20 protein-coding genes are annotated in these 26,005 nt (G+C 71.4%); 13 read left to right on the forward strand and 7 right to left on the reverse strand.

Annotated features, from left to right (window positions below; genetic code table 11):
* Positions 1-38: 38 nt before the first annotated feature.
* Positions 39-3,284 (reverse strand): fused isobutyryl-CoA mutase/GTPase IcmF, encoded by a 3,246-nt coding sequence (gene icmF / locus OG252_RS05570; protein WP_329334191.1) that lies wholly within the window; start codon positions 3,282-3,284, stop codon positions 39-41.
* A 170-nt stretch (positions 3,285-3,454) separates the two neighbouring features.
* On the reverse strand, positions 3,455-4,675 hold the full coding sequence (locus OG252_RS05575; protein WP_329345080.1) for an acyl-CoA dehydrogenase family protein: 1,221 nt from the start codon (positions 4,673-4,675) through the stop codon (positions 3,455-3,457).
* A 215-nt stretch (positions 4,676-4,890) separates the two neighbouring features.
* Here OG252_RS05575 and OG252_RS05580 point away from each other — a divergent pair, with 215 nt between their 5' ends.
* The 7 genes from OG252_RS05580 to OG252_RS05610 all read left to right on the forward strand — a co-directional run bounded on the left by OG252_RS05580 (position 4,891) and on the right by OG252_RS05610 (position 12,569).
* Positions 4,891-5,715 carry an enoyl-CoA hydratase/isomerase family protein gene (locus OG252_RS05580; RefSeq protein ID WP_329334193.1) on the forward strand — a complete coding sequence of 275 codons (825 nt, stop codon included), beginning with the start codon at positions 4,891-4,893 and terminating at the stop codon, positions 5,713-5,715.
* A 149-nt stretch (positions 5,716-5,864) separates the two neighbouring features.
* Positions 5,865-6,497, forward strand: coding sequence for a hypothetical protein (locus tag OG252_RS05585; protein ID WP_266451577.1), 633 nt, complete (start codon positions 5,865-5,867; stop codon positions 6,495-6,497).
* Entirely contained in the window at positions 6,494-9,079 is a 2,586-nt protein-coding gene (locus OG252_RS05590; RefSeq protein WP_329334197.1) for a putative PEP-binding protein, read from the forward strand. The genes OG252_RS05585 and OG252_RS05590 overlap by 4 nt, the downstream gene beginning before the upstream one ends.
* Positions 9,076-10,218 carry an acyl-CoA dehydrogenase family protein gene (locus OG252_RS05595; protein ID WP_329334199.1) on the forward strand — a complete coding sequence of 381 codons (1,143 nt, stop codon included), beginning with the start codon at positions 9,076-9,078 and terminating at the stop codon, positions 10,216-10,218. The genes OG252_RS05590 and OG252_RS05595 overlap by 4 nt, the downstream gene beginning before the upstream one ends.
* Positions 10,219-10,250: 32 nt before the next feature.
* Positions 10,251-10,676, forward strand: a complete 426-nt coding sequence (locus tag OG252_RS05600; protein WP_266451574.1) for a Zn-ribbon domain-containing OB-fold protein — start codon at positions 10,251-10,253, stop codon at positions 10,674-10,676.
* Positions 10,673-11,827, forward strand: coding sequence for a thiolase family protein (locus tag OG252_RS05605; protein ID WP_329334202.1), 1,155 nt, complete (start codon positions 10,673-10,675; stop codon positions 11,825-11,827). The genes OG252_RS05600 and OG252_RS05605 overlap by 4 nt, the downstream gene beginning before the upstream one ends.
* Before the next feature lie 34 nt (positions 11,828-11,861).
* Entirely contained in the window at positions 11,862-12,569 is a 708-nt protein-coding gene (locus OG252_RS05610; protein ID WP_266451572.1) for an SDR family NAD(P)-dependent oxidoreductase, read from the forward strand.
* Between the two features lie 245 nt (positions 12,570-12,814).
* On the opposite strand, the gene OG252_RS05615 is transcribed toward OG252_RS05610, so the two are convergent.
* Positions 12,815-13,474, reverse strand: a complete 660-nt coding sequence (locus OG252_RS05615) for a TetR/AcrR family transcriptional regulator (RefSeq protein WP_266451571.1) — start codon at positions 13,472-13,474, stop codon at positions 12,815-12,817.
* 140 nt (positions 13,475-13,614) lie between these two features.
* On the opposite strand from OG252_RS05615, the gene OG252_RS05620 reads away from it, so the two are divergent.
* Positions 13,615-14,223, forward strand: a complete 609-nt coding sequence (locus OG252_RS05620) for a TetR/AcrR family transcriptional regulator (protein ID WP_266451570.1) — start codon at positions 13,615-13,617, stop codon at positions 14,221-14,223.
* A 95-nt stretch (positions 14,224-14,318) separates the two neighbouring features.
* On the opposite strand, the gene OG252_RS05625 is transcribed toward OG252_RS05620, so the two are convergent.
* From OG252_RS05625 to OG252_RS05640, 4 genes are all read right to left on the reverse strand, one after another.
* Entirely contained in the window at positions 14,319-15,722 is a 1,404-nt protein-coding gene (locus OG252_RS05625) for a 2-oxo acid dehydrogenase subunit E2 (protein ID WP_329334205.1), read from the reverse strand.
* A gap of 4 nt (positions 15,723-15,726) precedes the next feature.
* Positions 15,727-16,752 carry an alpha-ketoacid dehydrogenase subunit beta gene (locus OG252_RS05630; protein ID WP_329334207.1) on the reverse strand — a complete coding sequence of 342 codons (1,026 nt, stop codon included), beginning with the start codon at positions 16,750-16,752 and terminating at the stop codon, positions 15,727-15,729.
* A 5-nt stretch (positions 16,753-16,757) separates the two neighbouring features.
* Positions 16,758-17,768, reverse strand: a complete 1,011-nt coding sequence (locus tag OG252_RS05635) for a thiamine pyrophosphate-dependent dehydrogenase E1 component subunit alpha (protein WP_266451567.1) — start codon at positions 17,766-17,768, stop codon at positions 16,758-16,760.
* Positions 17,769-17,873: 105 nt separating this feature from the next.
* Positions 17,874-18,377: a VOC family protein gene (locus tag OG252_RS05640; RefSeq protein WP_329334209.1), complete on the reverse strand. Its 504-nt coding sequence runs from the start codon at positions 18,375-18,377 to the stop codon at positions 17,874-17,876.
* Between the two features lie 248 nt (positions 18,378-18,625).
* Between OG252_RS05640 and OG252_RS05645 the strand changes: the two genes are divergently transcribed.
* From OG252_RS05645 to OG252_RS05665, 5 genes are all read left to right on the forward strand, one after another.
* Positions 18,626-19,900: an aromatic ring-hydroxylating oxygenase subunit alpha gene (locus OG252_RS05645; RefSeq protein WP_329334211.1), complete on the forward strand. Its 1,275-nt coding sequence runs from the start codon at positions 18,626-18,628 to the stop codon at positions 19,898-19,900.
* On the forward strand, positions 19,897-20,721 hold the full coding sequence (locus OG252_RS05650) for an SDR family NAD(P)-dependent oxidoreductase (RefSeq protein WP_266451561.1): 825 nt from the start codon (positions 19,897-19,899) through the stop codon (positions 20,719-20,721). Before OG252_RS05645 ends, OG252_RS05650 begins: the two co-directional genes overlap by 4 nt.
* Before the next feature lie 41 nt (positions 20,722-20,762).
* A complete protein-coding gene (locus tag OG252_RS05655) occupies positions 20,763-22,499 on the forward strand; it encodes a PEP-utilizing enzyme (RefSeq protein WP_329334214.1) in 1,737 nt (578 codons plus the stop codon).
* A gap of 73 nt (positions 22,500-22,572) precedes the next feature.
* Complete coding sequence (locus OG252_RS05660; protein ID WP_266451557.1) at positions 22,573-22,899, forward strand: putative quinol monooxygenase; 327 nt, start codon at positions 22,573-22,575, stop codon at positions 22,897-22,899.
* A gap of 126 nt (positions 22,900-23,025) precedes the next feature.
* Positions 23,026-25,977, forward strand: coding sequence for a SpoIIE family protein phosphatase (locus OG252_RS05665; RefSeq protein ID WP_266451555.1), 2,952 nt, complete (start codon positions 23,026-23,028; stop codon positions 25,975-25,977).
* Positions 25,978-26,005: the final 28 nt, after the last annotated feature.

Here is a 26,005-nt window from a genome sequence, read left to right on the forward strand (position 1 = left end):
TGAAGCGGAGAGTGGACAAGCCTGTGCTCAGGCCGTGTTCAGACGTTGCGGCGGTACTCGCCGCCGACTTCGAAGAACGCCTCGGTGATCTGCTGGAGTGAGCAGACCCGGGCGGCGTCCATCAGTACGGCGAAGGCGTTCTCGCCGCTGGTGGCGGCACGCTTGAGTTCGGTGAGGGCGGCCTCCGCCTCGGTGCGATGGCGGCTGCGGAAGTCCTCGACGCGGGCGAGCTGGGACTGCTTCTCCCCCTCGGTGGCGCGGGCCAGTTCCACCGTCCCGTGCTCGCTCTCACCGCCGGGCTTGCGGAAGGTGTTGACGCCGATGATCGGCAGCGTGCCGTCGTGCTTGCGCTGCTCGTAGAGCATCGACTCGTCCTGGATGCGGCCGCGCTGGTAGCCGGTCTCCATGGCGCCGAGGACGCCACCGCGCTCACTGATGCGCTCGAACTCGGTGAGTACTGCTTCCTCTACGAGGTCGGTGAGTTCGTCGATGATGTACGAGCCCTGGAGCGGGTTCTCGTTCATCGCCAGGCCCCACTCGCGGTTGATGATCAGCTGGATGGCGAGGGCTCGGCGGACGGAGTCCTCGGTGGGGGTGGTGACGGCCTCGTCGTAGGCGTTGGTGTGCAGGCTGTTGCAGTTGTCGTAGATCGCGATGAGCGCCTGCAGGGTGGTGCGGATGTCGTTGAAGTCCATCTCCTGGGCGTGCAGGGAGCGGCCCGAGGTCTGGACGTGGTACTTGAGCTTCTGGCTGCGCTCCCCCGCCCCGTACTTCTCGCGCATGGCGACCGCCCAGATGCGACGGGCGACCCGGCCGAGGACGGTGTACTCGGGGTCCATGCCGTTGGAGAAGAAGAAGGACAGGTTGGGCGCGAAGTCGTCGACGGACATGCCGCGGGCGAGGTACGCCTCGACGTAGGTGAAGCCGTTGGTGAGGGTGAAGGCGAGCTGGCTGATGGGGTTCGCCCCGGCCTCGGCGATGTGGTAGCCGGAGATGGACACCGAGTAGAAGTTGCGCACCCCCTGCTCGATGAACCACTCCTGGATGTCGGCCATCATCCGCAGACTGAACTCGGTGGAGAACAGGCAGGTGTTCTGGCCCTGGTCCTCCTTGAGGATGTCGGCCTGGACCGTGCCCCGGGTGTTCTGCAGGACATAGGACCTGATCTCGGCCGTCTCTTCGGCGGTCGGTTCGCGGCCGTGTTCGGCGGTGAAGGCGTCGAGCCGCTGGTCGATGGCCGTGTTGAGGAAGAAGGCCAGGACGGTGGGGGCCGGGCCGTTGATGGTCATGGAGACCGAGGTGGTGGGGGCGGTGAGGTCGAAGCCCGCGTAGAGCGCCTTCATGTCGTCGAGGGTGGCGACGGAGACGCCCGAGGTGCCGACCTTGCCGTAGATGTCGGGGCGCAGGGCCGGGTCGTGGCCGTAGAGGGTGACGGAGTCGAAGGCGGTGGACAGCCGGGTGGCCTCGCTGTCCTTGGACAGATAGCGGAAGCGGCGGTTGGTGCGCTGGGGGTCGCCCTCGCCGGCGAACATCCGGGCCGGGTCCTCGCCCTCGCGCTTGAACGGGAACACGCCGGCGGTGAAGGGGAAGCGGCCGGGCAGGTTCTCCGCGCGCAGGAAGCGCAGGAGTTCGCCGTGGTCGGTGTAGCGGGGCAGGGCGACGCGGGGGACGAGGTTGCCGGAGAGGGACTCGCGGACCAGGGCGGTGCGCTGCTCCCGGCCGCGGGTGACGGTGACCAGCTCCTCGCCCGAGTATGCCTGCACCGTCTCCGGCCAGTCCGCCAGGAGGTTCCGCGCTGACGCGTCGAGACCGTCCTCGGCGTCGGCCAGCAGTTTCTCGACGTCGGCGGTGGGTGCTTCGATCGCGGCCAGTTCGTCCCGTACGGCGCTCAGGCGCTGGACGCGTCGGGCGGCGTCGGCCTGTGTGGCGGTGTCGGCGTGGTAGCCGCGTACGGTCTCGGCGATCTCGGCGAGGTAGCGCACCCGGGTGGTGGGCACGATCTGCGCGGCGCCGCTGGAGTGGCGTACGTCTGTCGCCGGGAGGATGCTGGGGCCGGCCGCCAGGCCGCGTTCGGTGAGCAGGCCGAGCAGGTGCTGGTAGAGGGCGGTGACGCCGTCGTCGTTGAAGGTGGCGGCGCTGGTGCCGTAGACCGGCATGTCCTCGGGACGCGAGCCGAACGCCTCGCGGTTGCGCACCAGTTGGCGGCCCACGTCGCGCATCGCGTCCGCCGCGCCACGCCGCTCGAACTTGTTGATGGCGACGACGTCGGCGAAGTCCAGCATGTCGATCTTCTCGAGCTGGGAGGCGGCACCGAACTCGGGCGTCATGACGTACAGCGACACGTCGGAGTACGGGGCGATGGCAGCGTCGCCCTGGCCGATGCCGGGGGTCTCCACGATCACCAGGTCATATCCGGCGGCCTTGCACGCGGCGATGGAGTCGGTGAGGCCTTCGGGGAGTTCGTGGTGGCCGCGAGTGGCCAGGGAGCGGAAGAAGACCCGGTCGCCGTCCAGGCTGTTCATCCGGATCCGGTCGCCGAGCAGGGCGCCGCCGCCACGCCGCCGGGTCGGGTCGACGGCGAGCACGGCCACCCGCAGCTTGTCCTGCTGGTCGAGGCGCAGGCGCCGTACGAGTTCGTCGGTGAGGGAGGACTTGCCCGCGCCGCCGGTGCCGGTGATGCCGAGGACGGGTACGGAGCGTGCGGCCGCGGCGCGGCGGAGCGCGGCGAGGTCCTCGTCCGGGACGGTGGCCGTCTGCAGGGCGCTGAGCAGCCGGGCGAGTGCGGGGCGTTCGCCGGCGAGTACGGAGGCGAGCTGGGCGGGAGCGTCCTCCCAGGGAGCCGTGTCGCACTCCCTGATGATGGTGTTGATCATGCCGGTGAGGCCGAGGCGCTGTCCGTCCTCGGGGGAGAAGATCCGCACCCCGGCGTCGGAGAGCCGCTGGATCTCCTCGGGGACGATCACGCCTCCCCCGCCGCCGAAGACCTTCACATGGCCGGCGCCGCGTTCGCGGAGCAGTTCGGCGAGGTATTCGAAGTACTCGACGTGACCGCCCTGGTAGGAGCTGACGGCCACCCCTTGGACGTCCTCCTCCAGCGCGGCGTCGACGACCTCGCCCACCGAGCGGTTGTGGCCGAGGTGGACGACCTCGGCTCCCTGCGCCTGGAGGATGCGCCGCATGATGTTGATCGAGGCGTCGTGGCCGTCGAAGAGGCTGGACGCGGTGACGAGGCGCACCGGGTGCTGCGCTTGGTGGAGCTGCGGTGTGCTGGTGCCATCGCTCACGGTGTACTCCGGACGGCCTGCCCGTGGGGACGGGCGACGGGTGGGGGGCTCAGATTACTAGGACGTCCTAGTAATTTACTAGGACGCCCTAGTATTTTCGGCAGCTTCCCTCATCGACTGGCTGTAGTCAATGACAAGAAACTAGGGCGGGGCGGACTGCCGACGCTCCGTCAGGAGCCCGCGGTTCCCGCCTGACGCGGCTGCCGGTACGGCTTCACCGCGCGGCGCGCGATGGCGAAGCGATGGGTCTCGGACGGACCGTCATAGATCCGGAACGGCCGTACCTCCCTGATCAGTCGCGCCAGCGGGGCATCCTCGGCCGAGATGCCCAGCGCGCCACAGATCTGCACCGCCCGGTCGACGATCCGGCCCACCGCCTCGGCCACGAAGACCTTGGACACCGAGGAGAACTGCGCGGCGCTCGCGGTGCCGTTGTCCAACTCCCAGGCGGTACGCCAGATCAGCGCGCGACTCGCCTCGATGTCGATCTCGGAGTCGGCCAGCATCTGCTGCACCATGCCGAGATCCCCCAGCAGCGAACCGAAGGCCTCGCGGGTCCCGGCGCGCTCCAGGGCGACGTCCCGGGCGCGGGTCGCGGCGCCGAGCCAGCGCATGCAGTGCGTCAGCCGGGCGGGACCGAGGCGGACCTGGGCGTTCTCGAAGCCCCGGTGCACCTGGCCGAGCACCTGGTCCTCGCCCACCACGCACTCCTCGAACACGAGCTCGCTGTGCCCGGCGAAGAGGCTCTCGTCCAGCGTGTCGATGTTCCGGACGATGCGCATGCCCGGGTTGCCGGCGTCGACGAGGAACATGGTGGCGCCGCCCGAGCTGCCGGGGCTGCCGTCGGTGCGGGCCATCACGATGGCGAAGTCGGCACCGCTGGCCCCGGTGATGAACCACTTGCGCCCGTCGATACGCCAACCGCCGGGAACCCGCACCGCGGTGGTCCGCAGCGCGCGGGGATCGGAGCCGGCCCCCGGCGCCGGTTCGGTCATCGCGAAGCACGAGCGGTACTCGCCGGCGGCCAGCGGGCGCAGATAGCGGGCCTGCTGCTCCTCGGTGGCCACCTTCTCGAGCAGGTGCATGTTTCCCTCGTCCGGGGACGCGCAGTTCAGCGCCAGCGGGCCGAGCACGGAGTACCCGGCAGCTTCGAACACCACCGCCTGCCCGCGCAGGTCGAGCCCGTGCCCGCCCCACCGCTTCGGGACGTGCGGCGCGAACACACCCGCCTCACGGGCGCCCTTCTGCAAGGTCTCCCGCAGGGCTTGTGGCGCGTCATGGACGGACCCGCCGCACTCACGCTCGGCCGGGATCACCACCTCGCGGACGAACTCGGCCGTGGCCTCGGCAAGCCGGGCGACTGACGGATCGACATCGAACTGGATCGGCATGGTTCCTCCGGCCGACAGGCGTACGGGCGCCAGTGCCCGTCGCATCGCCGAAACTGTACAACGGGTCAAGTATCTCGCCTACCCGCTCAGCAGAGAACGCGGTGCGGCATGGCTCACTCAGCCGGAACAGGGAGCAGCCCATTGCCGAAACTGTAGAGCGGGCCCAGTATGTGAGCGCCATTCTCAAGCAGTCCCTCGACGGGAGAAGACCTCTGATGAGCACCCAGCCGGTCCGGGTCGTCCGCCACTCCGACGGAGTCGTCGAGCTGCTGCTGGACGACCCCGGACGCGGAAACGCCCTGGATCTCCCGACCGCCGAGGCCCTGCGCGACGCGGCCGCCGACATCACCGCGGATCCGGGCGGCGCGGTCCTGCTGCGGGCGGCGGGCGGGAACTTCTGCGTGGGCGGTGACCTGCGCGCCTTCGCCGGACGCGGGGCGGACACCGCCTCCTATGTGCACGCGGTCGCCTCCGCCGCGCACGAGGCCGTGCGCGCCCTGCACGAGCTGCCCGTGCCCGTGGTGGCCGCGGTGCGCGGCGCGGCGGCGGGCGGCGGAATCGGGCTGGCCCTGGCGGGCGACCTCGTGGTGGCGGCCCGGTCGGCGCGCTTCCGGCTGGCGTACACGGCGATCGGGCTCACCCCGGACTGCGGCGCCTCATGGATCCTCCAGCGACTGCTGGGTCCCCGGCGCGCGGCGGACCTGATCCTCACCAACAGGGTCCTGACCGGCGAGGACGCCGAGCGGTGGGGGCTGGTGTCCCGGCTCGTGGAGGACGACGACCTGGACGACACGGCGTACCGGACCGCCGCCGAGCTGGCGGCCGGCTCCGGTGCCGCGCTGCGGGCCGCGAAGGAGCTGCTGCGGGCGGGCGCCGAGGCACCGCTGGAGAAGCAGCTCGCCGAGGAGGCGCGCTCGATCGCCGCTCTGGCGGGCGGCGCGGAGGCCCAGGTCGCGATGGACTCGTTCCTCGCGGCCCGGTCCCGCGGCAGGGCGCCTTCCGCTCGCTCGGCGCAGGAGAAGCCGCAAAGTGTTTCTTGAGTTCCTCTTCACTAACAGGGTCGCTCGGGCGTAACCTCCGGGCAACACAGATCGCAGTCCCCTGCGACGCACCACCCGTCGCGGTCCCTGCGACCCGGCAACCGTCGCCGCGCGGCCTCAGCCCGCGCCCCACAGGAAAAGGTGTGGAGATGCATTCTGCTGCCGCGGAGCGGACAGACACACTCGACAAGTCCCTGACCGACGCCGTCATCGACCTTGTCCTGCGCGGCATGTGGCGCGGCGTGCCGGAGGACCAGTACCGCCCCCTGGTCGACGCCGGGCTCGCCATGGTGAAGGGCCCGATGGTGCTGCCCACCGAGTACGCCAAGACCGCCGCGGCGAAGATGCTGCGGCTTCCGGCGGACTCGGAGCTCCAGGACCAGATCAACGCGGTCTACGAGGCGTTCCTGCCGGTCAACCGAAAGGTGCGCGAGGTCTGCACGGCCTGGCAGTGCCGCCCGGACGGCAGCGTCAACGACCACACCGACAGCGTCTACGACGCCGAGGTGCGCGAGATGCTCGAGGACGTGCACGAGGCCATCCAGCCCGTGCTGCGCAGGCTGGAACGGCTGCTCGCGGGCAGCGGCCGGTATCTCACCGGCCTGGAGGAGGCGCTCGACCAGTTCGACGACGGCGGCGCCCAGTGGCTGGCCTCGCCGCTCTGCGACTCGTACCACACCGTGTGGATGCGGCTGCACCAGGAACTGCTGCTGGTCCTGGGGATCAGCCGGGCCGACGACGAGGCGCTCGAGGAGCAGTTGGTCCGAAGGAGCCGGGGGTGAGCATCACCGACCGACCGGCGGGCACCGTCGCCCACCCTGAGGCCACAGGCCTCGCCCTGGTGCCGTACGGCCAGGGAAGAATTCGCGGACTCGACGCGGATGAGCTGGGCGCGCACGGCATCGCGATGGACCGGCTGGTGGCCCTCGGGCTGCCGGTGGTCCCGGGACTCACTGTGCCCACGGGCTCCGCGCGGGCGCTGGGCGAGCCCGGCACCGCGCAGGCGGCCGTCGCCCTCGTCGAGCAGCTCTCGGGACGCCGGGTCGGCGACCCCGCCCGGCCGCTGCTGCTGCGGCTGTCCGCCAGCGCGCCCGGCGAGGTCGCCGGGCTCCCGCCCGACCTCGCCTGTCTCGGCGCCACCCCGGACAACGCCGAGGACCTGTGCACCGTCATCGGCCGCGCGGAGGGACTGTACGAGGCGTGGGCCGCCACCGTCCGGATGATCGCGGAGTACGCCCTCGACATCCCGGCAGCGGTGCTCGACGACGCGCTCCTCGACGCCCCCGAGCCCCGCGACCGGGTCGAGGCCCTGCTGTCCCTGGTCGCCCAGCACACCGAGCGGCCCTTCCCGGTCGACCCGGCCGAGCAGCTGGCCCTGGCCGCCCGGGCGGTCCTGGCCCGCTGGGACTCGCCGCGCGCCAGAAGGTCGCGCAAGGCTCAGAAGCTTGCCGCCGACCTGGGCATCGCCCTGCACGTACAGGCGCTGCGCATCGGCCCCTCGGACCGCTCCGGCTACGGCACGGCGGTCAGCCGCCACCCCGAGACCGGCCGCTTCTCGGCCGAGGGCTCCTTCTTCCGGGGCGTGCGCCGCAGCGCACCGCCACCGCACACCGGCGAACCGCTGAAGAAGCTGACGGCGGGCACGACCCTCCTCGAGCATTCGCTGCTCACCCTCGAACGCCATCTGCACGCGCCGGTGTCCGTCGACTTCGAGGTGCGCGACGGCGAGATCTCCCTGCTCGCCGCCTCCGTGCAGAGCCGTCCGCCGCTGCGTGCCTCGGTGTGCCTCGCCGCGGACCTGGCCCAGGACGGGGCACTGGAGAAGGAGGACGCGGTACGCCGGATCAGTCCCGCGCAGGTGCAGGAGCTGCTGCACCCGCAGCTGAAGCTGACCGGCGACGAGGACCTCCTGGTCCGTGGGCTGCCCGCGTCCCCCGGGGCCGCGACCGGCGTCATCGCGCTGTCCAGCGAACGCGCCCTGGAGCTGGCCGCCGAGGACACGCACGCCGTCCTGGTGATGCACGAGACCACACCGGCCGACGTCCCCGGCATGCTGTCCGCCGCCGCGGTACTGACCGGCAGCGGAGGCATCGCCTCGCACGCGGCCGTGGTGGCACGCGGCGCCGGCAAGCCGGCGGTCTGCGGTGCCGAGGGCCTGCGAGTGGACCGGACGGCGGGCACAGTACGGATCGGGGACCGGCTGCTGCACGCGGGCGACCCGATGTCGCTCGACGGCCGCACCGGCGCCGTCTACGCCGGAACGCTGACCATCAGCGTCGCCGGACCGCCGCCGGAGCTGTCCACCCTGCTGGAGTGGGCCGACGACACGCGGCGGCTAGGAGTACGGGTCAACGCCGACACCGCGGCGGAGGTGAACACCGCCGTCGCCCTCGGCGCGGAGGGTGTGGGCCTGTGCCGTACGGAGCACCAGTTCCTCGGCGAGCGGCTGCCGCTGATCCGCAGCGTCATCCTGGCAGCCGACCCCGCGGCCCGCGACGAGGCACTGGTCGCCCTGGAACACGCCCAGCACGAGGACTTCAAGGCGCTCCTTGCCGCGGTCGGCGACCGCCCGGTCACCGTGCGCCTGCTGGACGCGCCGCTGCACGAGTTCCTGCCCGCTCCCGGAGAGGCCGAGGCCGCCGGTGACACAGCCGCGGAGCAGCGGGCCGCGTCACTGCGCGAGGCCAACCCCATGCTCGGGCTGCGCGGCGTGCGCCTGGCACTGCTGCACGAGCGGCTGTACCCGGCGCAGGCCGAGGCGCTCTTCTCCGCCTGGGCCGATGTCGCCGCGACCGGCGTCAGGCCCCAGCTGGAGGTGATGATCCCGCTGGTCAGCATGCCGGAGGAGCTGGAGGCCGCGGCCGGCTTCGTGCGCGACGCCGCCGCGACGGTGGCCGCCCGCACCGGCATCGAGGTGCCGTACCGGCTGGGCACGATGATCGAGACTCCGCGGGCCGCGCTGATGGCCGCCGAACTCGCCGAGCACGCCGAGTTCTTCTCATTCGGCACGAACGACCTCACCCAGCTCACCTACGGCTTCTCCCGGGACGACGTCGAACGCCAGGTGCTCGCCTCGTACCAGGAGCGCGGGTTCCTCACCGCCAGCCCGTTCGCCCGGCTCGACCCGCACGGCGTCGGCGCGCTGATCGCCCTGGCCGTGGAGCGGGCGAGGAGCGTACGGCCGGACATCAAGCTCGGCGTGTGCGGTGAGCACGGCGGGGACCCCGAGTCGATCGCGTTCTGCGACGACCTGGGACTGGACTACGTCTCCTGCTCGGCGCACCGCGTGCCGGTCGCCCGCATGGCGGCGGCCCACAGCGTGCTGCGCGGGCGTGGGAACGAGCGGAACAGGACAGCGACATGACCACTGTGACCGACCCCGCCGGCGGAGTGACCGAGGCCCCCGAGTCCGGACTGTCCGAGTCCGAACTCGAGGATCTGCGCGAGACCGTGCGGTCGGTGTGCGCGGACGCGGGCGGCATCGCGGCGGTGCGCTCGCTCGACGAACACTCCCCCGGCATCCACGCCGAACTGTGGGACACCCTCGGCCGGCAGGTGGGCCTCGCGGCCCTCGGCCTGCCGGAGGACGTCGGAGGCATCGGCGGCCTCGCGGAGATCGCCGTGGTCTGCGAGGAACTCGGCAGGACGCTGACGCCGGTGCCGCTGCTGTCCTCCACCGTGCTGGCCGGGCAGGTGCTGGCCGGCTGCGGTACCGCCGCGAAGCCGCTGGCGGAGCTGGCCGAAAGCCGGGTGCACGCACTCGCGGTGACCGCACCCGACGGCGTGTGGCGGCCGGACGCCGTGCCGGTGGGCGTCACGTGGCGAGGTGGCGTCGCCATCCTTGACGGCACCGCGCCCTTCGTCCTGGACGGCGCCGACGCCGAGACCCTGGTGGTCGCGGCCACCGGTCCCGACGGAGTGGACCTCTTCCTCGCCGACCCGCGCGAGCCGGGCGTGACCGTCCGCCGGGTCCCCACCCTGGACCTGAGCCGAGGGCAGGCGGTGATCACGTTCTCCGGTGCCCGGGCTCGTGCGCTGACCGCCGGGGGCGAGGGGACGGAGGTCGTCACCCGCGCCCTGGACACCGCCCTGGTGGCGCTCGCCGCCGAGCAACTCGGCGGGGCGCAGGCGGCGTTGGACATGACCGTGGCGCATGTGCGGGACCGTACGCAGTTCGGCAGGGCGCTCGGCAGCTTCCAGGCGGTCAAGCACACCTGCGCGGACATGCTGCTCCAGGTGGAGTCCGCGCGGTCCGCGGTGCTGCGGGCGGTCCGCGCGGCCGGGTCCCCGAACGCGCTCGCCGAGGCCGCCGCGGTGGCTCAGTCCTGGTGCGGCGAGGCGTTCACGTACGTGGCGGCGGAGTGTGTCCAGCTGCACGGCGGCATGGGCTTCACCTGGGAGCACGACGCGCACCTGTACTTCCGGCGCGCGCAGTCCGACGCCGTGCTGCTGGGCGGTACCGCGCACCACCGGGAACGGCTCGCCGGACTGCTGGGCTGGTAGCCCGTCGGACGGCAGGAGGACAGGACGAGAGCATGACCACCAGACTCATCGACGACGGCCTGTTCGACGGCGCGGACCCCCCGCGCCTCGTGGGCGCGCGCTGCTCCGGCTGCGGCACCGTCGTCTTTCCCCGGCAGGACTCCTGCCCCAAGTGCTCGGACGGGACCATGTCCGCGCATCCCCTGCCGGTGAGGGGCCGGGTGTGGTCGTGGACGCTGCAGGCGTTCCCGCCCAAGCCGCCGTACCGCCCACCGGCCGATGGGTACCGGCCGTACCACGTGGGCTATGTGGACCTCGGTGACGTGCTGGTCGAGGCGCGGCTGGAGATGTCCCGCCCGGAGGTACGGATCGGGCTTCCGGTCCGGCTCACCACGGTGCCCGCGTACCAGGACGAGGACGGGACCGACGTGCTGACCTTCGCGTTCCGTCCGGATGTTCGGTCGGGAGAACAGCGATGAGCCGGGACGACGACATCTACGTGGTCGGATGCGGGATGCATCCCTTCGGCCGCGACGAGTCCGTCACCGGGATGGACATGGCGGTACGGGCGGTGCGGGAGGCGCTGGCCGACGCCGGTGTCGCCTGGGAGGACATCGGGTACGCGGCGGGCGGCTCCGACGTGTCCGGCAAGCCCGACACCCTGGTGGGCCGGCTGGGGCTGACCGGTGTGCCGTTCGTCAATGTGCAGAACGGCTGCGCGACCGGCGCCTCGACGGTGCTCGCGGTGGCCAACGCGCTGCGGGCCGGTGAGGCGTCGCTGGGGCTGGCCGTGGGGTTCGACAAGCACGAGCGGGGCGCGTTCCATGTGTCGGCGGCCCGTTACGGTCTCCCTGACTGGTACGCGGAGACCGGCATGATGCTGACGACCCAGTTCTTCGCCCTGAAGACGCAGCGCTATCTGCACGAGTACGGAATCCCGGAGCGGGCGCTGGCCATGGTGGCCGCGCGCGCCTTCCGCAACGGCTCCCGACACCCCCTGGCCTGGCGGCGCAAGGAGCTCACGGAGGAGGAGATCCTCCTCTCCGCCGAGGTGAGCCCTCCGCTCACCCAGTACATGTTCTGCTCCCCGGGGCAGGGCGCTGCCGCGCTGGTGCTCGCGCGCGGCGACCGCGCCTTCGACTTCTGCGAACGGCCCGTCAAACTGGCCTCGTTGGCCTTCCGGACCAGGCGGTTCGGCTCGTTCGAGGTGTTCTCGCCCTGGCTGCCGCCGGGACCGCACCGCAGCCCGAGCGTCGACGCCGCGGAGGCGGTCTTCCGGGGGGCAGGGCTGCGGCCCGCCGATGTGCAGGTGGCCCAGCTGCAGGACACCGACAGCGGCTCGGAGTTGATCCATCTGGCCGAGACCGGGCTGTGCGGGCACGGCGAGCAGGAGGAGCTCCTGGCCGCGCAAGACACCGACCCCACCGGCCGGATCCCCGTCAACACCGACGGCGGGTGCCTGGCGGGCGGCGAACCCGTCGGCGCCTCGGGACTGCGTCAATTCCATGAGGTCGTACGGCAGTTGCAGGGCCGCGCACCAGGAGTGCAGGTGCCGGGCGGTCCCCAGGTGGGCTTCACCCACGTGTACGGGGCGCCCGGGATCAGCGCGTGCGCGGTGCTGACGGTCTGAACGGCACGGCCGCGCCCAACCGAGGAGAGCTGTCATGAGCGAGCCCAGAACCGCCCTGGTCACCGGCGGCGCGCGCGGGATCGGCGCGGAGATCTGCCGGCAGCTCGCGGACCGGGGGCTGCGGGTTCTGGTCGGGGCGCGGAAGCGGGAAGCCGCCGAGGAGGTGTGCCGTGGCATCGGCCCGGCGGCGCTGCCGCTCGCGCTGGACGTGAGTTCCCCGCTCAGCGTCACCGAGGCGGTGCGCGAGGCCGGGGAACTGCTCGGCGGGGGTGGAATCGACGTACTGGTGAACAACGCCGGGGTGTCCCTGGACGGTGAACTGCGGCCGCCGTACCTCGACGAGGAGGTCCTGCGCGCCACCCTGGACGTCAATCTCCTGGGTGCCTGGCGCGTGGCCGAGGCGGTCGTCCCGGGCATGGTGCGAGCTGGCTACGGACGCGTCGTCAACCTCACCAGTTCGTACGGCTCGCTGGCCCTGATGGACTCCGGCCGGCACCCCGCCTACCGCGTCTCCAAGACCGCGCTCAACGCGCTGACCCGGATGCTCGCGGGCGAGTTGGCCGGCACGGGCGTCCTGGTCAACGCGGCCGACCCCGGCTGGACCCGCAGCGGCATGGGCGGCGCGGCCGCCCCGCGCGGGCCGGAGGAGGGCGCGGACACGCCCGTCTGGCTGGCGACTCTTCCGGAGGGCGACGGAACGACGGGCGGACTGTTCGCCGAGCGCAGACCGCTGCCCTGGTGAGCCGGCTCCTCCCGGACGGGTCCTGGGGCCTGTCCGGCGGATCAGGTCGCAGGAAATCGGCGGCGCCTGACCACCGCTGGTGAGCGGGGGCTGGTGCGTCCAGCTGCAAGGCGGAGGAGGGCGTCGACGCGATGGGGGTCCCCCCGCGCGAGGTTGTTCGAGCGTGGGGGAGTCGGCAACCGACGACAACGCCGCAGATGGGCGCACCAGCCCCCGCGTCTGCGGCATGATCCGCCGGACAGGCCCTAGGCCGGTGTGGCCGCGGACTCGGCCTTCTGGTCGGCGGCGACGATGCGCAGCGCCAGGGACCTGACCGCCTCCTGCACGGACCGGGACGGCATGTGGGACAGCGGTCCGCCCTCGGCACGCAGCGCGGTCACCAGGATCGTCGTACTGATGAAGGTGCGGACCGCGAGCGCCTGCGAGGCGTGCCGCGCCTTGGCCGCCCGCGGACTCCGGGCGGTGCTCTCGGGCAGATAGTCGTACGCACGCTGGATGTGCCGCTGCTCGAACTCGTCGCGCAGCAGCTTGATGGCGCCGTTGGCGGAGGCGATCTGGACCTGGTAGAGCCGGGCCTCGTCCGGGTTCTTCTCCACCCAGTCCCACACGGCGTCGATGGTGCGGATCAGGCCCTCGGCGTCGCCCGGCTCGGTGTCCGGACGGGCCGTCTCCACGACGGTGTTCAGCTGGTCGAAGACCCGCCGCATGGCGAGTTCGAGCAGTTCTTCCTTGCCCGCGAAGTGGTAGTAGACGGCCGTGGGCACCACCTGTGCCTCGTCCGCGATGTCCTGCACACTGGTCTCCGCGAAGCCGTTGCGGCCGAACACCCGGACGGCGGCGCTGATGATGTGCTGACGTCGCGAAGGACGGTGAGCGGGCTGCTTGCCGTTCGTGGTGGCCATCATGCTCCCTGCCGGTTGCCGCGACCGGTGCCTGCGAGCCCCGGCGTACTGACCATGTTATCCAGTTACTCCCGCAGGTCGAGCCCGTAAACCCTGGTACCCGCGTGGCTCCGGAGCAGCAAGGTCACGGCATACTTGACACCATGACTACATCCGGAACCCGCGCAGCTCACCGCCCTTCGCGCAGGCAGTGGGTGATCGAGGCAGCCACGGAGCTCTTCGCCACCCAGCCTCCGGACGAGGTGACCGTGGCGGACATCGCGGCGCGGGCGGAGATGACGTCGGCCGCGGTGTACTACCACTTCTCCTCCAAGGACCAGGTCCTGGTGGAGGGTATGCGGGTGTTCGCCGCCGCGCTGCGCGAGCAGTTGGAGACGCTCACGGAGGCGCACGAGCCCGGCGCGGACATCGGCCCGACCGTCACGGCGCTGGTGGTCTGGCTGGGTGAGCACCGGTCCGCCGCGACCGTGTTCTTCGTGTCCTCGGCAGGGATGAGCCAGGAGGCGGAGGCGCTGCGGCACGAGATCCGGACGCAGTTGCTGGAGGAACTGGTACGGCTGATCCGCAAGGGTCGTGAACCGGTCGGGGACGCGGAGGCGGCGGTGATCGGTCTGGGGGTGCTGGCGCTGCTCGAGACCGCGGCGGTCTCGCAGGTCCGGGGGGACGACGTCTACCGCTCCCTCGGGCACCGTTCCTTCCTCGGCGAGGTCGGCCGGCTCGCCGAGCGGATCGCCGATCCGGCAGCCGAGTAGCCGAGTAGCCGAGCCGGACAGCAGTCGGCCGCGCCCGCCGACCGGATGGGTGCAACGGTCGGCGGGCGCGGGGCAGGGAAGGTCGTCAGACGTCGTCAGACCAGGAGCCGCAGAGGTTTCCGCAGCAGCTCACCGACCGTGCGCAGATACTCGGCCGCCGGCGCCCCGTCCACGGCGCGGTGGTCGAAGGTGAGGCTCAGGGTGAGTACCTGGGTCCGCCGCGGCTGGTCGTCCACCCACTCCACGCCGTCCCTGAGCCGGCCGACGCCCAGGATGGCGACGTTGCCGGGGTTGATCACGGGCGTGAAGAAGTCGACGCCGTACCCGCCCAGCGAGGTGACGGTGAACGTGGCGCCTTCCAGCAGTGCCGGGGAGATCCGGCCGGATCGGGCGTTCTCCGCCAACTCCCTTGATCTGCGGGCCATTTCGGGCAGCGAAAGCTCCGCCGCGTCCTCGATCACCGGGACGAGCAGACCGTTCGGCACCGCTACGGCGAACCCGAGGTGGATGCCCTCGTACAGGTGGACGCCGTCCTCGAGCACCCCCGCGTTGAGCAGCGGGTGTTCACGCAGTGCCAGTGCGGCGGCCTTCATCAGGAAGTCGCCCAGGCTGGGGACCGGCAGGTCGCTGTCGGCCCATTCCTGCTTCAACTGGGCCCGCAGGGCCACGACGGCGTCCATCCGCACCTCGTAGCCGTGCGTCAGCTGCGCCATCTCCTGGAGGCTGGCGTGCATCCGGCGGGCGATGGTGCCGCGCATTCCGGTGAGGGGGATGACGTCCCCGGGCTGGGGTGAGGCGGTGGGCTTGCGGGGCGTCACCGGGGTCGGTGCCGGTGCGGCCACCGGGGTGGCGGCGTCGAGGTCGGACCGTCTGATCCGTCCGCCCGCACCCGTGGGGTGTACGTCCGCGAGGTCGATGCCCCGTTCCTTCGCCAGGCGACGGACCAGGGGGGAGGTGGGGGTCACCGGGTCCGCCCCGAGGACGACGGGCGGCTGCGCCGCCGAGGCGAGCAGATACTCCTCCACGTCCTCCGAGACGATTCGGCCGCCGGGACCGGTGCCGCGTACGGCGCTGATGTCGACGTCGGTCTCGGCCGCCACCCGGCGGGCGTTGGGGGAAGCCAGGAGCCGACCCGCCGAGCCGTTGAGCGCAGGGGAGCCGTTGAGCGCCGGGGCCATGGAGGCAGCGTCCCCGGCAGTCGGCACCGCTTCCGTGCCGGTGGCCACAGCAGACCCAGTGGGCGCAGCCCCGGGCGGCTGCTCCCCTTCGGCCAGCAGCCAGCCGATGAGCGCCCCTGCCGGAAGGGTCGCCCCGGCCTGGACCGCGGGATGGAACAGTCCCGCGGCCTCCGCCTCGACATCCACGTCGACCTTGTCGGTCGCCAGCCGCAGCAGGGCGTCGCCCTCCGCCACGGCGCCGCCGGTCGGCACGAGCCACTCGTCGATCGTGCCTTCCTGCATGGTCAGGCCGATCTTCGGCAGCAGAACCTCGACCGCCATTCGGTCACGACCTTTCGAGGAGACGACGGCAGCCCTGCACGATGCGGGCCTGGTCGGGCACATAGGCCTTCTCCAGCACCGGGGAGAAGGGCACCGGGGAGAAGGGGGCGCCGACACGCAGGACCGGCGCGTCCAGGTAGTCGAAAGCGGCGTCCTGGATCTGGGCGGCGATCTCCGCGCCGAGCCCGCCGAAGGTGACGGCCTCGTGCACGACGAGGGCCCGGTTGGTGCGGCGGACGGAGGCGATCATCGTCTCGGTGTCCAGGGGCTGCACGGTGCGCGGGTCGATGACCTCGACCTCGATGCCATCGGCGGCCAGTTCCTCGGCCGCCGCGAGGGCCTCGCCCACCATGCGGCCCAGCGCGATGACGGTGACGTCGGAGCCCTGCCGCGCGGTGTGGGCCTGGCCGAGCGGGATGCCGTAGATCTGCTCGGGTACTTCGCTCTTGCTGCCGAGCAGGACCTTGTTGAGCATCACGACGACCGGGTTGTTGTCCCGGATCGCGGAGACGGTCAGGCCCTTGGCGGTGTACGCGTCGGACGGCATCACGACCTTGAGGCCGGGTACGTGCGCGAGCCAGGCCTCAAGGCTCTGGCTGTGCTGGGCGGCGGCGCCGAGGCCCGCGCCGGAGGCGGTGGTGATGGTGAGCGGCACCGACACGGAGCCGCCGAACATGTACTTCATCTTGGCGGCCTGGTTGACGATCTGGTCCAGGCAGACGCCGATGAAGTCCATGAACATCAGGTCGACGACCGGGCGCAGTCCCCGGGCGGCGGCGCCCACGCCCAGGCCGACGAGCGCGGCCTCGGAGATCGGGGTGTCGATCATGCGGCGGGGCCCGAACTCGTCGAGCAGGTTGTCGAACATGCGGAAGACGCCGCCGTACCCGGCGACGTCCTCGCCGGCGACGAAGACGTCCTCGTCCTCCCGCATGACCTGCGCCAGGCCCTCGTTGAAGGCCTTGACGTAGCTGAGCTTGCGGCCCGTGCCGTCCGGGGCGGGAGCCGGAGCTTCGGTGATGGTGGTCATGGCGGTCATCCCGAGTAGACGTTGAGGAGGAGGTCTGCGGTGTCGGGCAGCGGGCTGGCCTCGGCGTACGCGATGGCCTCGGCGATCTCGTCGCGGGTGCGCTGCCAGGTGTCGTCCAGCTCGGCGCGGGTGGCGGTGCCGTCGGCGATCGCCCGGGCTTCGAGCAGGTCGATCGCGTCACGGGCCTTCCACTCGTCGACCTCCGCGTCCGAGCGGTAGGGGTGACGCAGTCCCTTGACGCCCTGGTGGTCGTAGTAGCGGTAGGTCTTGGCCTCGATGAACATGGGGCCCTCGCCGGCCCGGGCGCGTGCGACGGCCTCGACGGTGGCCTGGTGGACGGCGGCCGCGTCCATGCCGTCGACGATCACACTGGGCATGCCGTAGGACGCGGCCCGGTCGGCGACGTCGGTGATCAGCATGTGCTTCGACTGCGGGGTGAACTCGGCGTAGCCGTTGTTCTCGCAGACGAAGAGGACCGGCAGGCGCAGGATCGCGGCCATGTTGGCGGCCTCGTGGAAGCTGCCGATGTTGGTGGCGCCGTCGCCGAAGAAGGTGACGGCGATGTTGTCCTCGCCGCGGTACTGGGCGGCGAAGGCGGCGCCGACGGCGATCGGGATGCCGGCACCGACGATGCCGTTGGCGCCGAGCATGCCGAGGGTGACGTCGTTGATGTGCATGCTTCCGCCGCGGCCGAGGCAGGCGCCGGTGACGCGGCCGTACAGCTCGGAGTACATGTGCTTGAAGCTGACGCCCTTGGCCACGGCATGCCCGTGTCCGCGGTGCGTGGAGGTGATCTGGTCGTCGTCGCGGAGGGCCGCCATCACGCCCGCGGCGACGGCTTCCTGACCGACGTAGAGGTGCAGAAAGCCGGGCAGCTTGCCGGCTTCCATGAGTTTTCCCGCCTCGGTCTCGAACAGGCGGATGCGCACCATGCGCTCGTGCAGATCCCTGATGACCTGTGCGGATGCCTGGTTCGCGACCGGATCGGCCGACTTCTTCGATGCCCTTTGAGCCATCGTCCGCCCCTTCGCCCCGAGCGAGGTGTGTTCACGCAATCGGACTTTGTTGTGCCGGTCTACAGTAACCAGCAGGGGCACCTTACTGAAGAGGTTCTCTAATTACTACGGCTCGGACCGACCCGGCTCCCGAACGTCTCCGCGCCCGTCGACCAGCTCCAGCGCGTTGCCCTCCGGATCCGCCCAGAAGCTGATCCGGCGACCCCGCGCCCACACGACGACCGGATCCGACAGCGGCCGGGCTCCCCCGGTCGCCAGAGCCGTCACGACCGGGTCCATGTCGTCCAGGTGGAAGGTGAGATACGACAGCCCCCGGCGGGCGGTCAGCGGCAGGACCGAGTAGGCGGGGGCCGGGGCGACCTGAGGCCGGATCAGCTTGACGCGCCCGCCGGAGGGCACCTGAAGCCAGACGACGAGCAGCTCATCACCCAGACCCGCCGGGACGCCGATGGAGGCCGGGATGCGGGAGCGGTGCACCTCGGAGCAGCCGAGCGCCTCGCGGTAGAAGCGCGCCATCAGTTCCAGGTCACGTACGACGACACCTGCCTCGAACGGCTCGGTCATGCGCGCCGGCATCGCGGGCGCCGGATCACCCCTGTCGTCGGCCATGACACCGCCTCCCCGTTCGATATACGGCCATCTCACTCCCGCAACTGGAGCCGGTCAATAGAAAGATCGCCTCACGCCTGGACCTTTTTGTCCTGAGCGAACACGATGTGACCTGCGAGTCGCCGAGCCGCTACTTCGGCACTTTCTATTGACAGACAACACTTACCCCTGTTGTCGTGTCGCTCACAGCCCAGCTGCCGTACCAGAACCCCTTCCGAGCTCGCGGCTGGAAGGATTGTGAGGACATCGTGGTCCAGACCAGTTCCCCGGAGATCCGGGCGGACGACGCCGAGCGTCAGCCGCCCCCTGCGCCGGAATACTCCTCGTGGATCAGCCAGGACCGGTCGACCGACCCCGCGTCCGTGGCGATGCGGCGGGAAGCCGCCGAGCTCGTCGAGCGCGTGATGGAGCACTACCGCGCCAACACGACGCACGAGGCGGACGGCCAGTGGACGGAACCCGTCGCCAACTACTCCGACGCCGACCGCTGGCAGCGGGAGATGGACGCCGTGCACCGCACGCATCCCCTGCCGCTCGCCATGTCGGCCGAGCTTCCCGGGCCGAACACCTACAAGGCACTCGACGTGCTCGGGATTCCGGTCCTGATCACCCGGGACCGGCAGGGCGTCGTGCACGCGATGATCAACGCCTGCCGGCACCGCGGGGCCAAGATCATCGAGCCCGGGTGCGGTGTGTCGAAGCGGCTCACCTGCCCGTACCACTCCTGGTCGTACGACCTGGCCGGAGAGCTGCGGGGCGTGTACGCAGAGAAGACCTTCGGCGATGTGTCACGCGCGGAGCGCAGCCTGGTGCGGCTCCCGGCCGGGGAGCGCGCCGGCATCGTCTTCGTCTCACTGGACCCGGCGGCCGAACCCGACCTCGACGAGTGGCTCGGTGACCTGCAGCCGCTCCTCGAGGGGATGCGCCTCGCGGACTGCCACCACCACGGGACCAAGGAGCTGACCAGCCCCAACTGGAAGGTCACGCTCGACGGCTATCTGGAGACGTACCACTTCGCCTCGCTGCACCCGAAGACGGTGTTCGAGACGAACCTCTCCAACATGATGGCCCACGACACCTGGGGCCCCCACCAGCGCCTGTCGGCGGCCCTGCGCCCCATCGCGCAGGCGGTCGACCTGCCCCCGGACCAGCGCGACCCCGGAGAGTTGGTCGGAGCCATCTACTGGCTCTACCCCGGACTCGCCATAGCCGGAGGCTGGCGCAACAAGATCGCCGTCTCCCTGGTACTCCCCCGGACGGCCACCGAGTCGGTCACCCAGCAGATCATCCTGCTGCGCGATCCGGCGGTGACCGAGGAGGAGCGGCACGCCGCCGACAAGTTCGGCGAGTGGTTCTACGAGGTGGTCCGCGACGAGGACTACGCGACCACCTACGGAGTCCAGCAGGGGCTTGCGGCCCTGAACGGGACCGACTTCGTCTTCGGACGCAACGAGCCCGGACTCCAGCACTTCCACCGCACCGTTCACGCACACCTGGACAACACAGCAAGAGCCGCCAGGTGACCAACCAACCAGACGCGCAGGAGAACAACATGGTGGCTACGGGCAGCCTCGACGGACGTGTCGCGGTGATCACGGGCAGCACACGCAGCATCGGACGGGCCATCGCCGAGGCCTTCCTGGCCCAGGGCGCCACGGTCGTCATCAGCGGCCGTTCCGAGCTCAAGGGCAAGCAGGCCCTGGAGGAGATCGGCGCCGGGGACCGGGCGGTCTTCCACCCCTGCGACGCCAACAGCCAGGAGGACATCGAGGCCCTCGCGGACTTCGCCGCGGAGCGCTTCGGCAGGCTCGACATCTGGGTCAACAACGTCGGCGGCACCTCGGGCTTCGCCCCGGTCCACCAACTCAGCGACGAGGCCTGGCACGACGCCCTCAACCTGAACCTCAACGCCTACTTCTACGGCACGCGCCGCGCGCTGGCGAAGATGCTGGAGGGCGGCTGGGGCCGCATCATCAACATCTCCTCGGTCGAGGGCAAGCAGGCCAACAAGCCGGCGATCAGCCACTACATCACCAACAAGCACGCCATCCACGGCCTGACCAAGGCGACCGCCTTCGAGTACGGCACCCAGGGCATCACCTGCAACGCCATCTGTCCCGGCGCGGTCGACACCGACCTGATGCGGGCCGCGGGCCCGGCCGCGGCGGAGGCCGAGGGCATCTCGTACGAGGTGTGGCTGGGCCGCTTCGCCGAGCACGCCGCCACCAAGCAGATCACCACCGTGGAGCAGGTCGCCGCGGTCGCCTCGCTGCTGGCGAGCGACAACGGCGCGGGCATCACGGGCACGCTGATCAGCGTCGACGGTGGAACGGCGCAGTGGTAGCCGGTGGCGGACGTCGGCACGGAGAGCGGGAGAGCCTCGGCATGAAGAGCTGGATCACTGACTGGCAGCGCAGCGAGCGGCTGCCCCACTACACCCGCGCCAACGCGGGCGAGACCCTGCCCGAGCCGGCCAGCCCGCTGGGCTGGTCCCTGGTGTGGGGGCGCGGTCTGCACGGCTGGCGCAACGGCTTCGTCGGCTTCGGCATCTACCGCGAGGAGGAGGTGACCGGCCCCCGGCCGCCCTTCGTCGGGATGTTCGGCGGCTACTTCTACCTCAACCTCTCCCACATGCGGCTGTTCGGTATCCGCATGGGGCAGACCGCCGACCAGATCGACACGGCCTTCGTCGGCCAGCGCTCGGACACCCCGGTGTACGTGGCGCACCCCGAGGACCAGGACGGGGAGCTGACGGCCAAGGCCGGGGCGACGGTCCAGCGGATGCTGGGCCAGACCAACTTCCCCGAGGCCAACGCCGACCGGGAGCGGCTGCGCCGCGTCCGGCGTGAGCGGCCCGACCTGGCACAGCTGTCGGACGCGGAACTGGTCGCACACGCCCGCTCCCTCCTCGACGACGTGGAGATCACCTTCCAGCGCCACGTCGAGTCGTCGCTGCCCGCCTCCGTGGGACCGGCGATCCTCGGTCCGCTGTGCGCGAGCCTGGACCGCCCCGGCGCCATGCTGGACCTCATCGCAGGACTCGGCGACGTCGACTCCGCCTCCCCCTCGACCGGGCTGTGGACACTGTCCCGGCAGGTCGTGGCCTCGGCCGAGCTGACCGCGCTGTTCGAGCAGGGACCGGCGGCGGTGGAGCGGGCGCTGGAGGGGGCGAGCGGGGACGTGAAGGCGTTCCGTGACTCCTTCGAGGAGTTCCTGGCGGCCTCCGGCGACCGCGGCCCCAACGAGTGGGACATCCACGCGCTGTCCTGGGAGGCCTCGCCCGTCCAGGCGCTGGCCCTGGTCGACCGGATCCGGCACAGCCCCGACGCCGACTCCCCCGCCGAGCGGCACCGCCGGCTCACGGAGCGCCGTACGGAGATCGCGGCGGAGATCCGGGCCGCGCTCCCCGAGGACGTGCAGCCGATGTTCGACGCCGGAATGCACGCCTCGCAGGTGTGGATCCCGGCGCGCGAGCGGACCAAGGCGAACTGCGTGTCCGTCATCAACGAGATCCGGATGGCGGTACGGGAGCTGGGCCGCCGTGGGGTCGAGGCGGGACTCCTCGCCGCGCCCGAGGACGTGATGATGCTGCTGGACACCGAGCTCGACGACTACGTCGCCGACCCGGCCGGTTTCGGCCCGGTCATCGCCCAGCGGCTGGTGGAGTACGCCGGTCTGCGCGAACTGGAACCGCCGTTCTTCATCGCGGCGGACGCCCAGACCGAGATCGACACCTGGCCGCGACGCAGCGACGAGGACATCGCGGCCGCCGTGGAAAGCGATGTGCTGACGGGCGTCGGTGGCAGCCAGGGCACCTACACCGGCAGGGTACGGGTGGTCTCCGACCCGGCCTCGTGCGAGGCGCTGGAGCCGGGCGAGGTGCTGGTGGCGCCGATCACGGACGCCGCCTGGACCCCGCTGTTCCTGGTCGCCGGAGCGGCCGTCGTGGACGTGGGCGCGCTCAACAGCCACGCCGTCGTGGTCTGCCGCGAACTCGGCATCCCGGCCGTCATCTCCGTCGAAGGCGGTACGCAGCGGCTGCGGGACGGCATGGTGATCACGGTCGACGGCACCAAGGGCACGGTCACCGTGGACAGCGTCCCGGCGGCACTCGCCATCTGAACGGCCCGCGGGCCCGTCGCTCCTTCCTGACCGAGGGGCGGCGGGCCCACGGGCACGACCGGAAAGGACCACCGTGGCAGAGGACAGCGCGACGGAAATCATCGTCGCCGGCTGGATGGACTACGAGCCGGCGGACCGCGACACGATGCTGGGTCACCTCGTCGAGGTCGGGAAGCGTACCCGTGAGGCGGAGCCCGGCTGCCTGGACTACGCCATGACAGCGGACCCGTCCGACGAGCGCCGGATCCGGGTGTACGAGCGGTGGGTGTCCCAGCAGGCCCTGGACGAGCACTTCACCACGGCACACATCAAGGACTTCCGCGCGGCCACGACGGGGCTGACCCGGGTGGGGGTCTCCATGGAGATCTTCAGCATCGCGGCGGCGCGGTCCATGCGCTAGCCGCCCTTTGGAATTCTTCTCCAAATGGGCGAAACACGCTTACTCATGAACATAGTTCTAATATCTACATGAGAGCGGGCGGCTTCTCGAACGGCGAGCGACCGGGCGGCAGCCGACCACGGTCCGATGAGGGAAGTGATCCGCATGGGGTTTGTGGGGGATTCCAGCGGTCCTTCACGTGCCCGTGAGCGGTTCCTGGAGGGCGGACTGGTCGAGGGAGGCGTGCGGGGCCTGATCCTGAGTTCCTGGCAGCGCTCCGTCCTGCTCGGGCTCTCCCCGGACCAGACCGAGCTCCCCTACCGCGAGGACGTCGATCTGGACGGCCGGCTCGTGCACGCGGCCGGTCCGGTGCTCGACTGGCTGCAGTCCAGGTTCGCGGGCCGCCGCATGAACGTGGCTCTGGCCGACGCCGACGGGACGGTGCTGCAGCGCCGCTTCGGTGAGGCGTCCATGGCCAGGCAACTCGCCCCCATCCAGAGCGTTCCGGGGTTCGTGTTCGCCGAGGAGGTCGCCGGAACCAACGGCATCGGCATCGCGCTCGCGGAACGGCGGCTGTGCCAGGTCTACGGCGCCGAGCACTTCGCGGAGCGCTCACAGGCGAATGCCTGCTCGGCGATCCCCGTGCGTGATCTGCTCAGCGGAGGCGTCGAGGGCATCCTCTCCCTCGGTTGTCCGCGCACCGACGTGGATCCCGCGATGGACACCGTGATACGCGATGCGGCAGGCGCCATCGAGCGGCGGCTCCTGGCGGAGAACTCGGCGCGGGAACGTGGGCTGCTGAGCGCGTATCTCGACGCCAGGCGCCGGGTGCGGGCCGGCGCGGCGGGCGGGGCCGGGCACCTGGTCCCGGTGGACGAGCTGCTCCACAGCGGCCTCAACCGGCGAGATCAGACGGTCCTCACGGAGAAGGCCGCCGAGCTGATCGCCTCGGCCCAGCGGGCCGGCGTCGAGGTGACCCTCTCGGACGGCCGGCGGGTCGTCCTGCTCAGCCATGTCGTGACGAGCGCCGCCGGTGTGGCGGGAGTCGCCGTCGAGGCGGTCCTCACCGACGACGCACCGGGGCAACGGCTCGCGGCACTCACGCACCCGGGTGCGCAGCTCGGCCACCCGGCACAGGAAGGCCCCGCGGCACGGGAAACCGTCACACCCGCCGTCCTGCCGGCCGGACGCCTGGCCGACCTCACGCCCTTCGGGACCACCCACGCGCAGACCGGGGCGCAGGCGCCGCTCACGGCCGCCCCCGCGGCCGAGCCGACCGGCGCGCCGCCGGGCAGCATCGACAGCGGCACCGACGGCGTGCCCGGCGGACGGCTGGTGCTGCTGGGCGAGCCGGGCGTGGGCATGCACGCCGTCGCGGCACGGCAGCGCCTGGAACTGTTGTCCGAGGCCAGCGCCCGCATCGGCACCACGCTGGACCTGCCCCGCACCGCCCGCGAACTCGCCGAGATGGCCGTGCCGCGCCTGGCCGACTTCGTCACCATCGACCTGCCCGAGGCGGTACTGCGAGGCGAGGAGTCCGCCGATCCCCGCACCGACCTGCACCGCCGGGTGATCCACGGCATCCGCGACGACGGCCCCTTCCAGGCGCTCGGCGAACGGATCCACCTACGTCCCGCCACTCCCCAGCTCCGCTGCCTGGCCGACGGACAGGCAGTACTGGAACCCGACCTGAGGGTCACCGCCGGCCGGTTCTCCCAGGGCCCGGAGCACACCGGAAACCTTCTCGCGTACGGGCTGCGCTCTCTCATCAGCGCCCCGCTGCTCGCCCGCGGTGTCGTCCTGGGCATCGTCAGCTTCTACCGCACGCGAGAGCGCGCCCCCTTCGGGGACGACGACCGTTCGCTGGCCCAGGAACTCGCCACCCGTGCCGCCGTCTGCATCGACAACGCCCGCCGCTACACCCGCGAACACAGCATGGTCCTGGCCCTGCAGCGCAGTCTGCTTCCGCAGCGCCTGCCCGAGCAGGACGCCGTCGAGGTCGCCCACCGCTACCTGCCCGCCGAGTCCGGAGTGGGCGGCGACTGGTTCGACGTCATCCCCCTGTCCGGCACCCGCGTCGCCCTTGTCGTCGGCGACGTCGTCGGCCACGGCCTGCACGCCGCCGTCACCATGGGCCGGCTGCGTATCGCCGCACGCAATTTCGCCGAGCTGGACCTGGCACCGGACGAGGTCCTCACCCAGCTCGACAACCTCGTCGCCCGCCTCGACCGGGACGAAGGCGGCGAGGAACCGGGCACCGACGGCACCGGCATCATCGGCGCCACCTGCCTGTACGCCATCTACGACCCCACCTCGCAGCTGTGCACCCTGGCACGCGCCGGCCACCCCCCACCCGCGCTGGTCCACCCCGACGGCACAGTGACGTTTCCCGACCTCCCTGCCGGCCCGCCCCTCGGACTGGGCGGCCTGCCCTTCGAGACCGCTGAGATCCACGTCCCCGAAGGCAGCCGGCTCGTCCTCTACACCGACGGGCTCATCGAAGACCGCCACCGCGACATCGACACGGCCCTCGACCAGCTGCGGGACGCCCTCGCCCGGTCCGGCCCCTCCCCCGAGGACACCTGCCAGGCGGTGGTGGACGCCGTGGTGCCCGACCACCCCGCCGACGACATCGCGCTGCTCGTCGCCGGCACCCAGACCCTCGCCCCCGACCGGATCGCGACCTGGGACCTCCCCGCCGACCCGGCCCGCGTCTCCGGCGTGCGCGCCGACGTCACCCGCCGGCTCACCGACTGGGGGCTCGACGAGGCCGTCTTCTCCGCCGAGCTGTTGCTCAGCGAGCTGGTCACCAACGCCATCCGCCACGCCAGCGGCCCCCTGCAGGTACGCGTGATCCACGGCCGCGCCCTGATCTTCGAGGTCTCCGACACCAGCAGCACCGCTCCCCGGCTGCGCCACGCGGCCGCCACCGACGAGGGCGGTCGCGGCCTGTTCCTCGTCGCCCAGCTCGCTCAGGCCTGGGGGACCCGCTACACCGACGGCGGCAAGGTCATCTGGGCCGAGTGCGCTCTGGATGTCCCTACGGGAATGCCGACCGTCGCCGGGATAGATTGGGACGATATTCCCGACATCCAATAGGTGAGCCGATCAGGTGCAGTCGGGAAGG

Origin of the sequence: Streptomyces sp. NBC_01352, from assembly GCF_036237295.1 — a bacterium.
GTDB lineage: Bacteria > Actinomycetota > Actinomycetes > Streptomycetales > Streptomycetaceae > Streptomyces > Streptomyces plumbiresistens.

What these genes read in the sequence shown, in the direction of transcription:
- OG252_RS05615 (WP_266451571.1), bottom strand. Translation starts at nt 13,474, where the DNA reads ATGATGGCCACCACGAACGGCAAGCAGCCCGCTCACCGTCCTTCGCGA.
- OG252_RS05640 (WP_329334209.1), bottom strand. Translation starts at nt 18,377, where the DNA reads ATGGCCGACGACAGGGGTGATCCGGCGCCCGCGATGCCGGCGCGCATG.
- OG252_RS05665 (WP_266451555.1), top strand. Translation starts at nt 23,026, where the DNA reads ATGAGGGAAGTGATCCGCATGGGGTTTGTGGGGGATTCCAGCGGTCCT.
- OG252_RS05620 (WP_266451570.1), top strand. Translation starts at nt 13,615, where the DNA reads ATGACTACATCCGGAACCCGCGCAGCTCACCGCCCTTCGCGCAGGCAG.
- OG252_RS05635 (WP_266451567.1), bottom strand. Translation starts at nt 17,768, where the DNA reads ATGGCTCAAAGGGCATCGAAGAAGTCGGCCGATCCGGTCGCGAACCAG.
- OG252_RS05585 (WP_266451577.1), top strand. Translation starts at nt 5,865, where the DNA reads ATGCATTCTGCTGCCGCGGAGCGGACAGACACACTCGACAAGTCCCTG.
- OG252_RS05655 (WP_329334214.1), top strand. Translation starts at nt 20,763, where the DNA reads ATGAAGAGCTGGATCACTGACTGGCAGCGCAGCGAGCGGCTGCCCCAC.
- OG252_RS05600 (WP_266451574.1), top strand. Translation starts at nt 10,251, where the DNA reads ATGACCACCAGACTCATCGACGACGGCCTGTTCGACGGCGCGGACCCC.
- OG252_RS05605 (WP_329334202.1), top strand. Translation starts at nt 10,673, where the DNA reads ATGAGCCGGGACGACGACATCTACGTGGTCGGATGCGGGATGCATCCC.
- OG252_RS05575 (WP_329345080.1), bottom strand. Translation starts at nt 4,675, where the DNA reads ATGCCGATCCAGTTCGATGTCGATCCGTCAGTCGCCCGGCTTGCCGAG.
- OG252_RS05595 (WP_329334199.1), top strand. Translation starts at nt 9,076, where the DNA reads ATGACCACTGTGACCGACCCCGCCGGCGGAGTGACCGAGGCCCCCGAG.
- OG252_RS05610 (WP_266451572.1), top strand. Translation starts at nt 11,862, where the DNA reads ATGAGCGAGCCCAGAACCGCCCTGGTCACCGGCGGCGCGCGCGGGATC.
- OG252_RS05630 (WP_329334207.1), bottom strand. Translation starts at nt 16,752, where the DNA reads ATGACCACCATCACCGAAGCTCCGGCTCCCGCCCCGGACGGCACGGGC.
- OG252_RS05580 (WP_329334193.1), top strand. Translation starts at nt 4,891, where the DNA reads ATGAGCACCCAGCCGGTCCGGGTCGTCCGCCACTCCGACGGAGTCGTC.
- OG252_RS05625 (WP_329334205.1), bottom strand. Translation starts at nt 15,722, where the DNA reads ATGGCGGTCGAGGTTCTGCTGCCGAAGATCGGCCTGACCATGCAGGAA.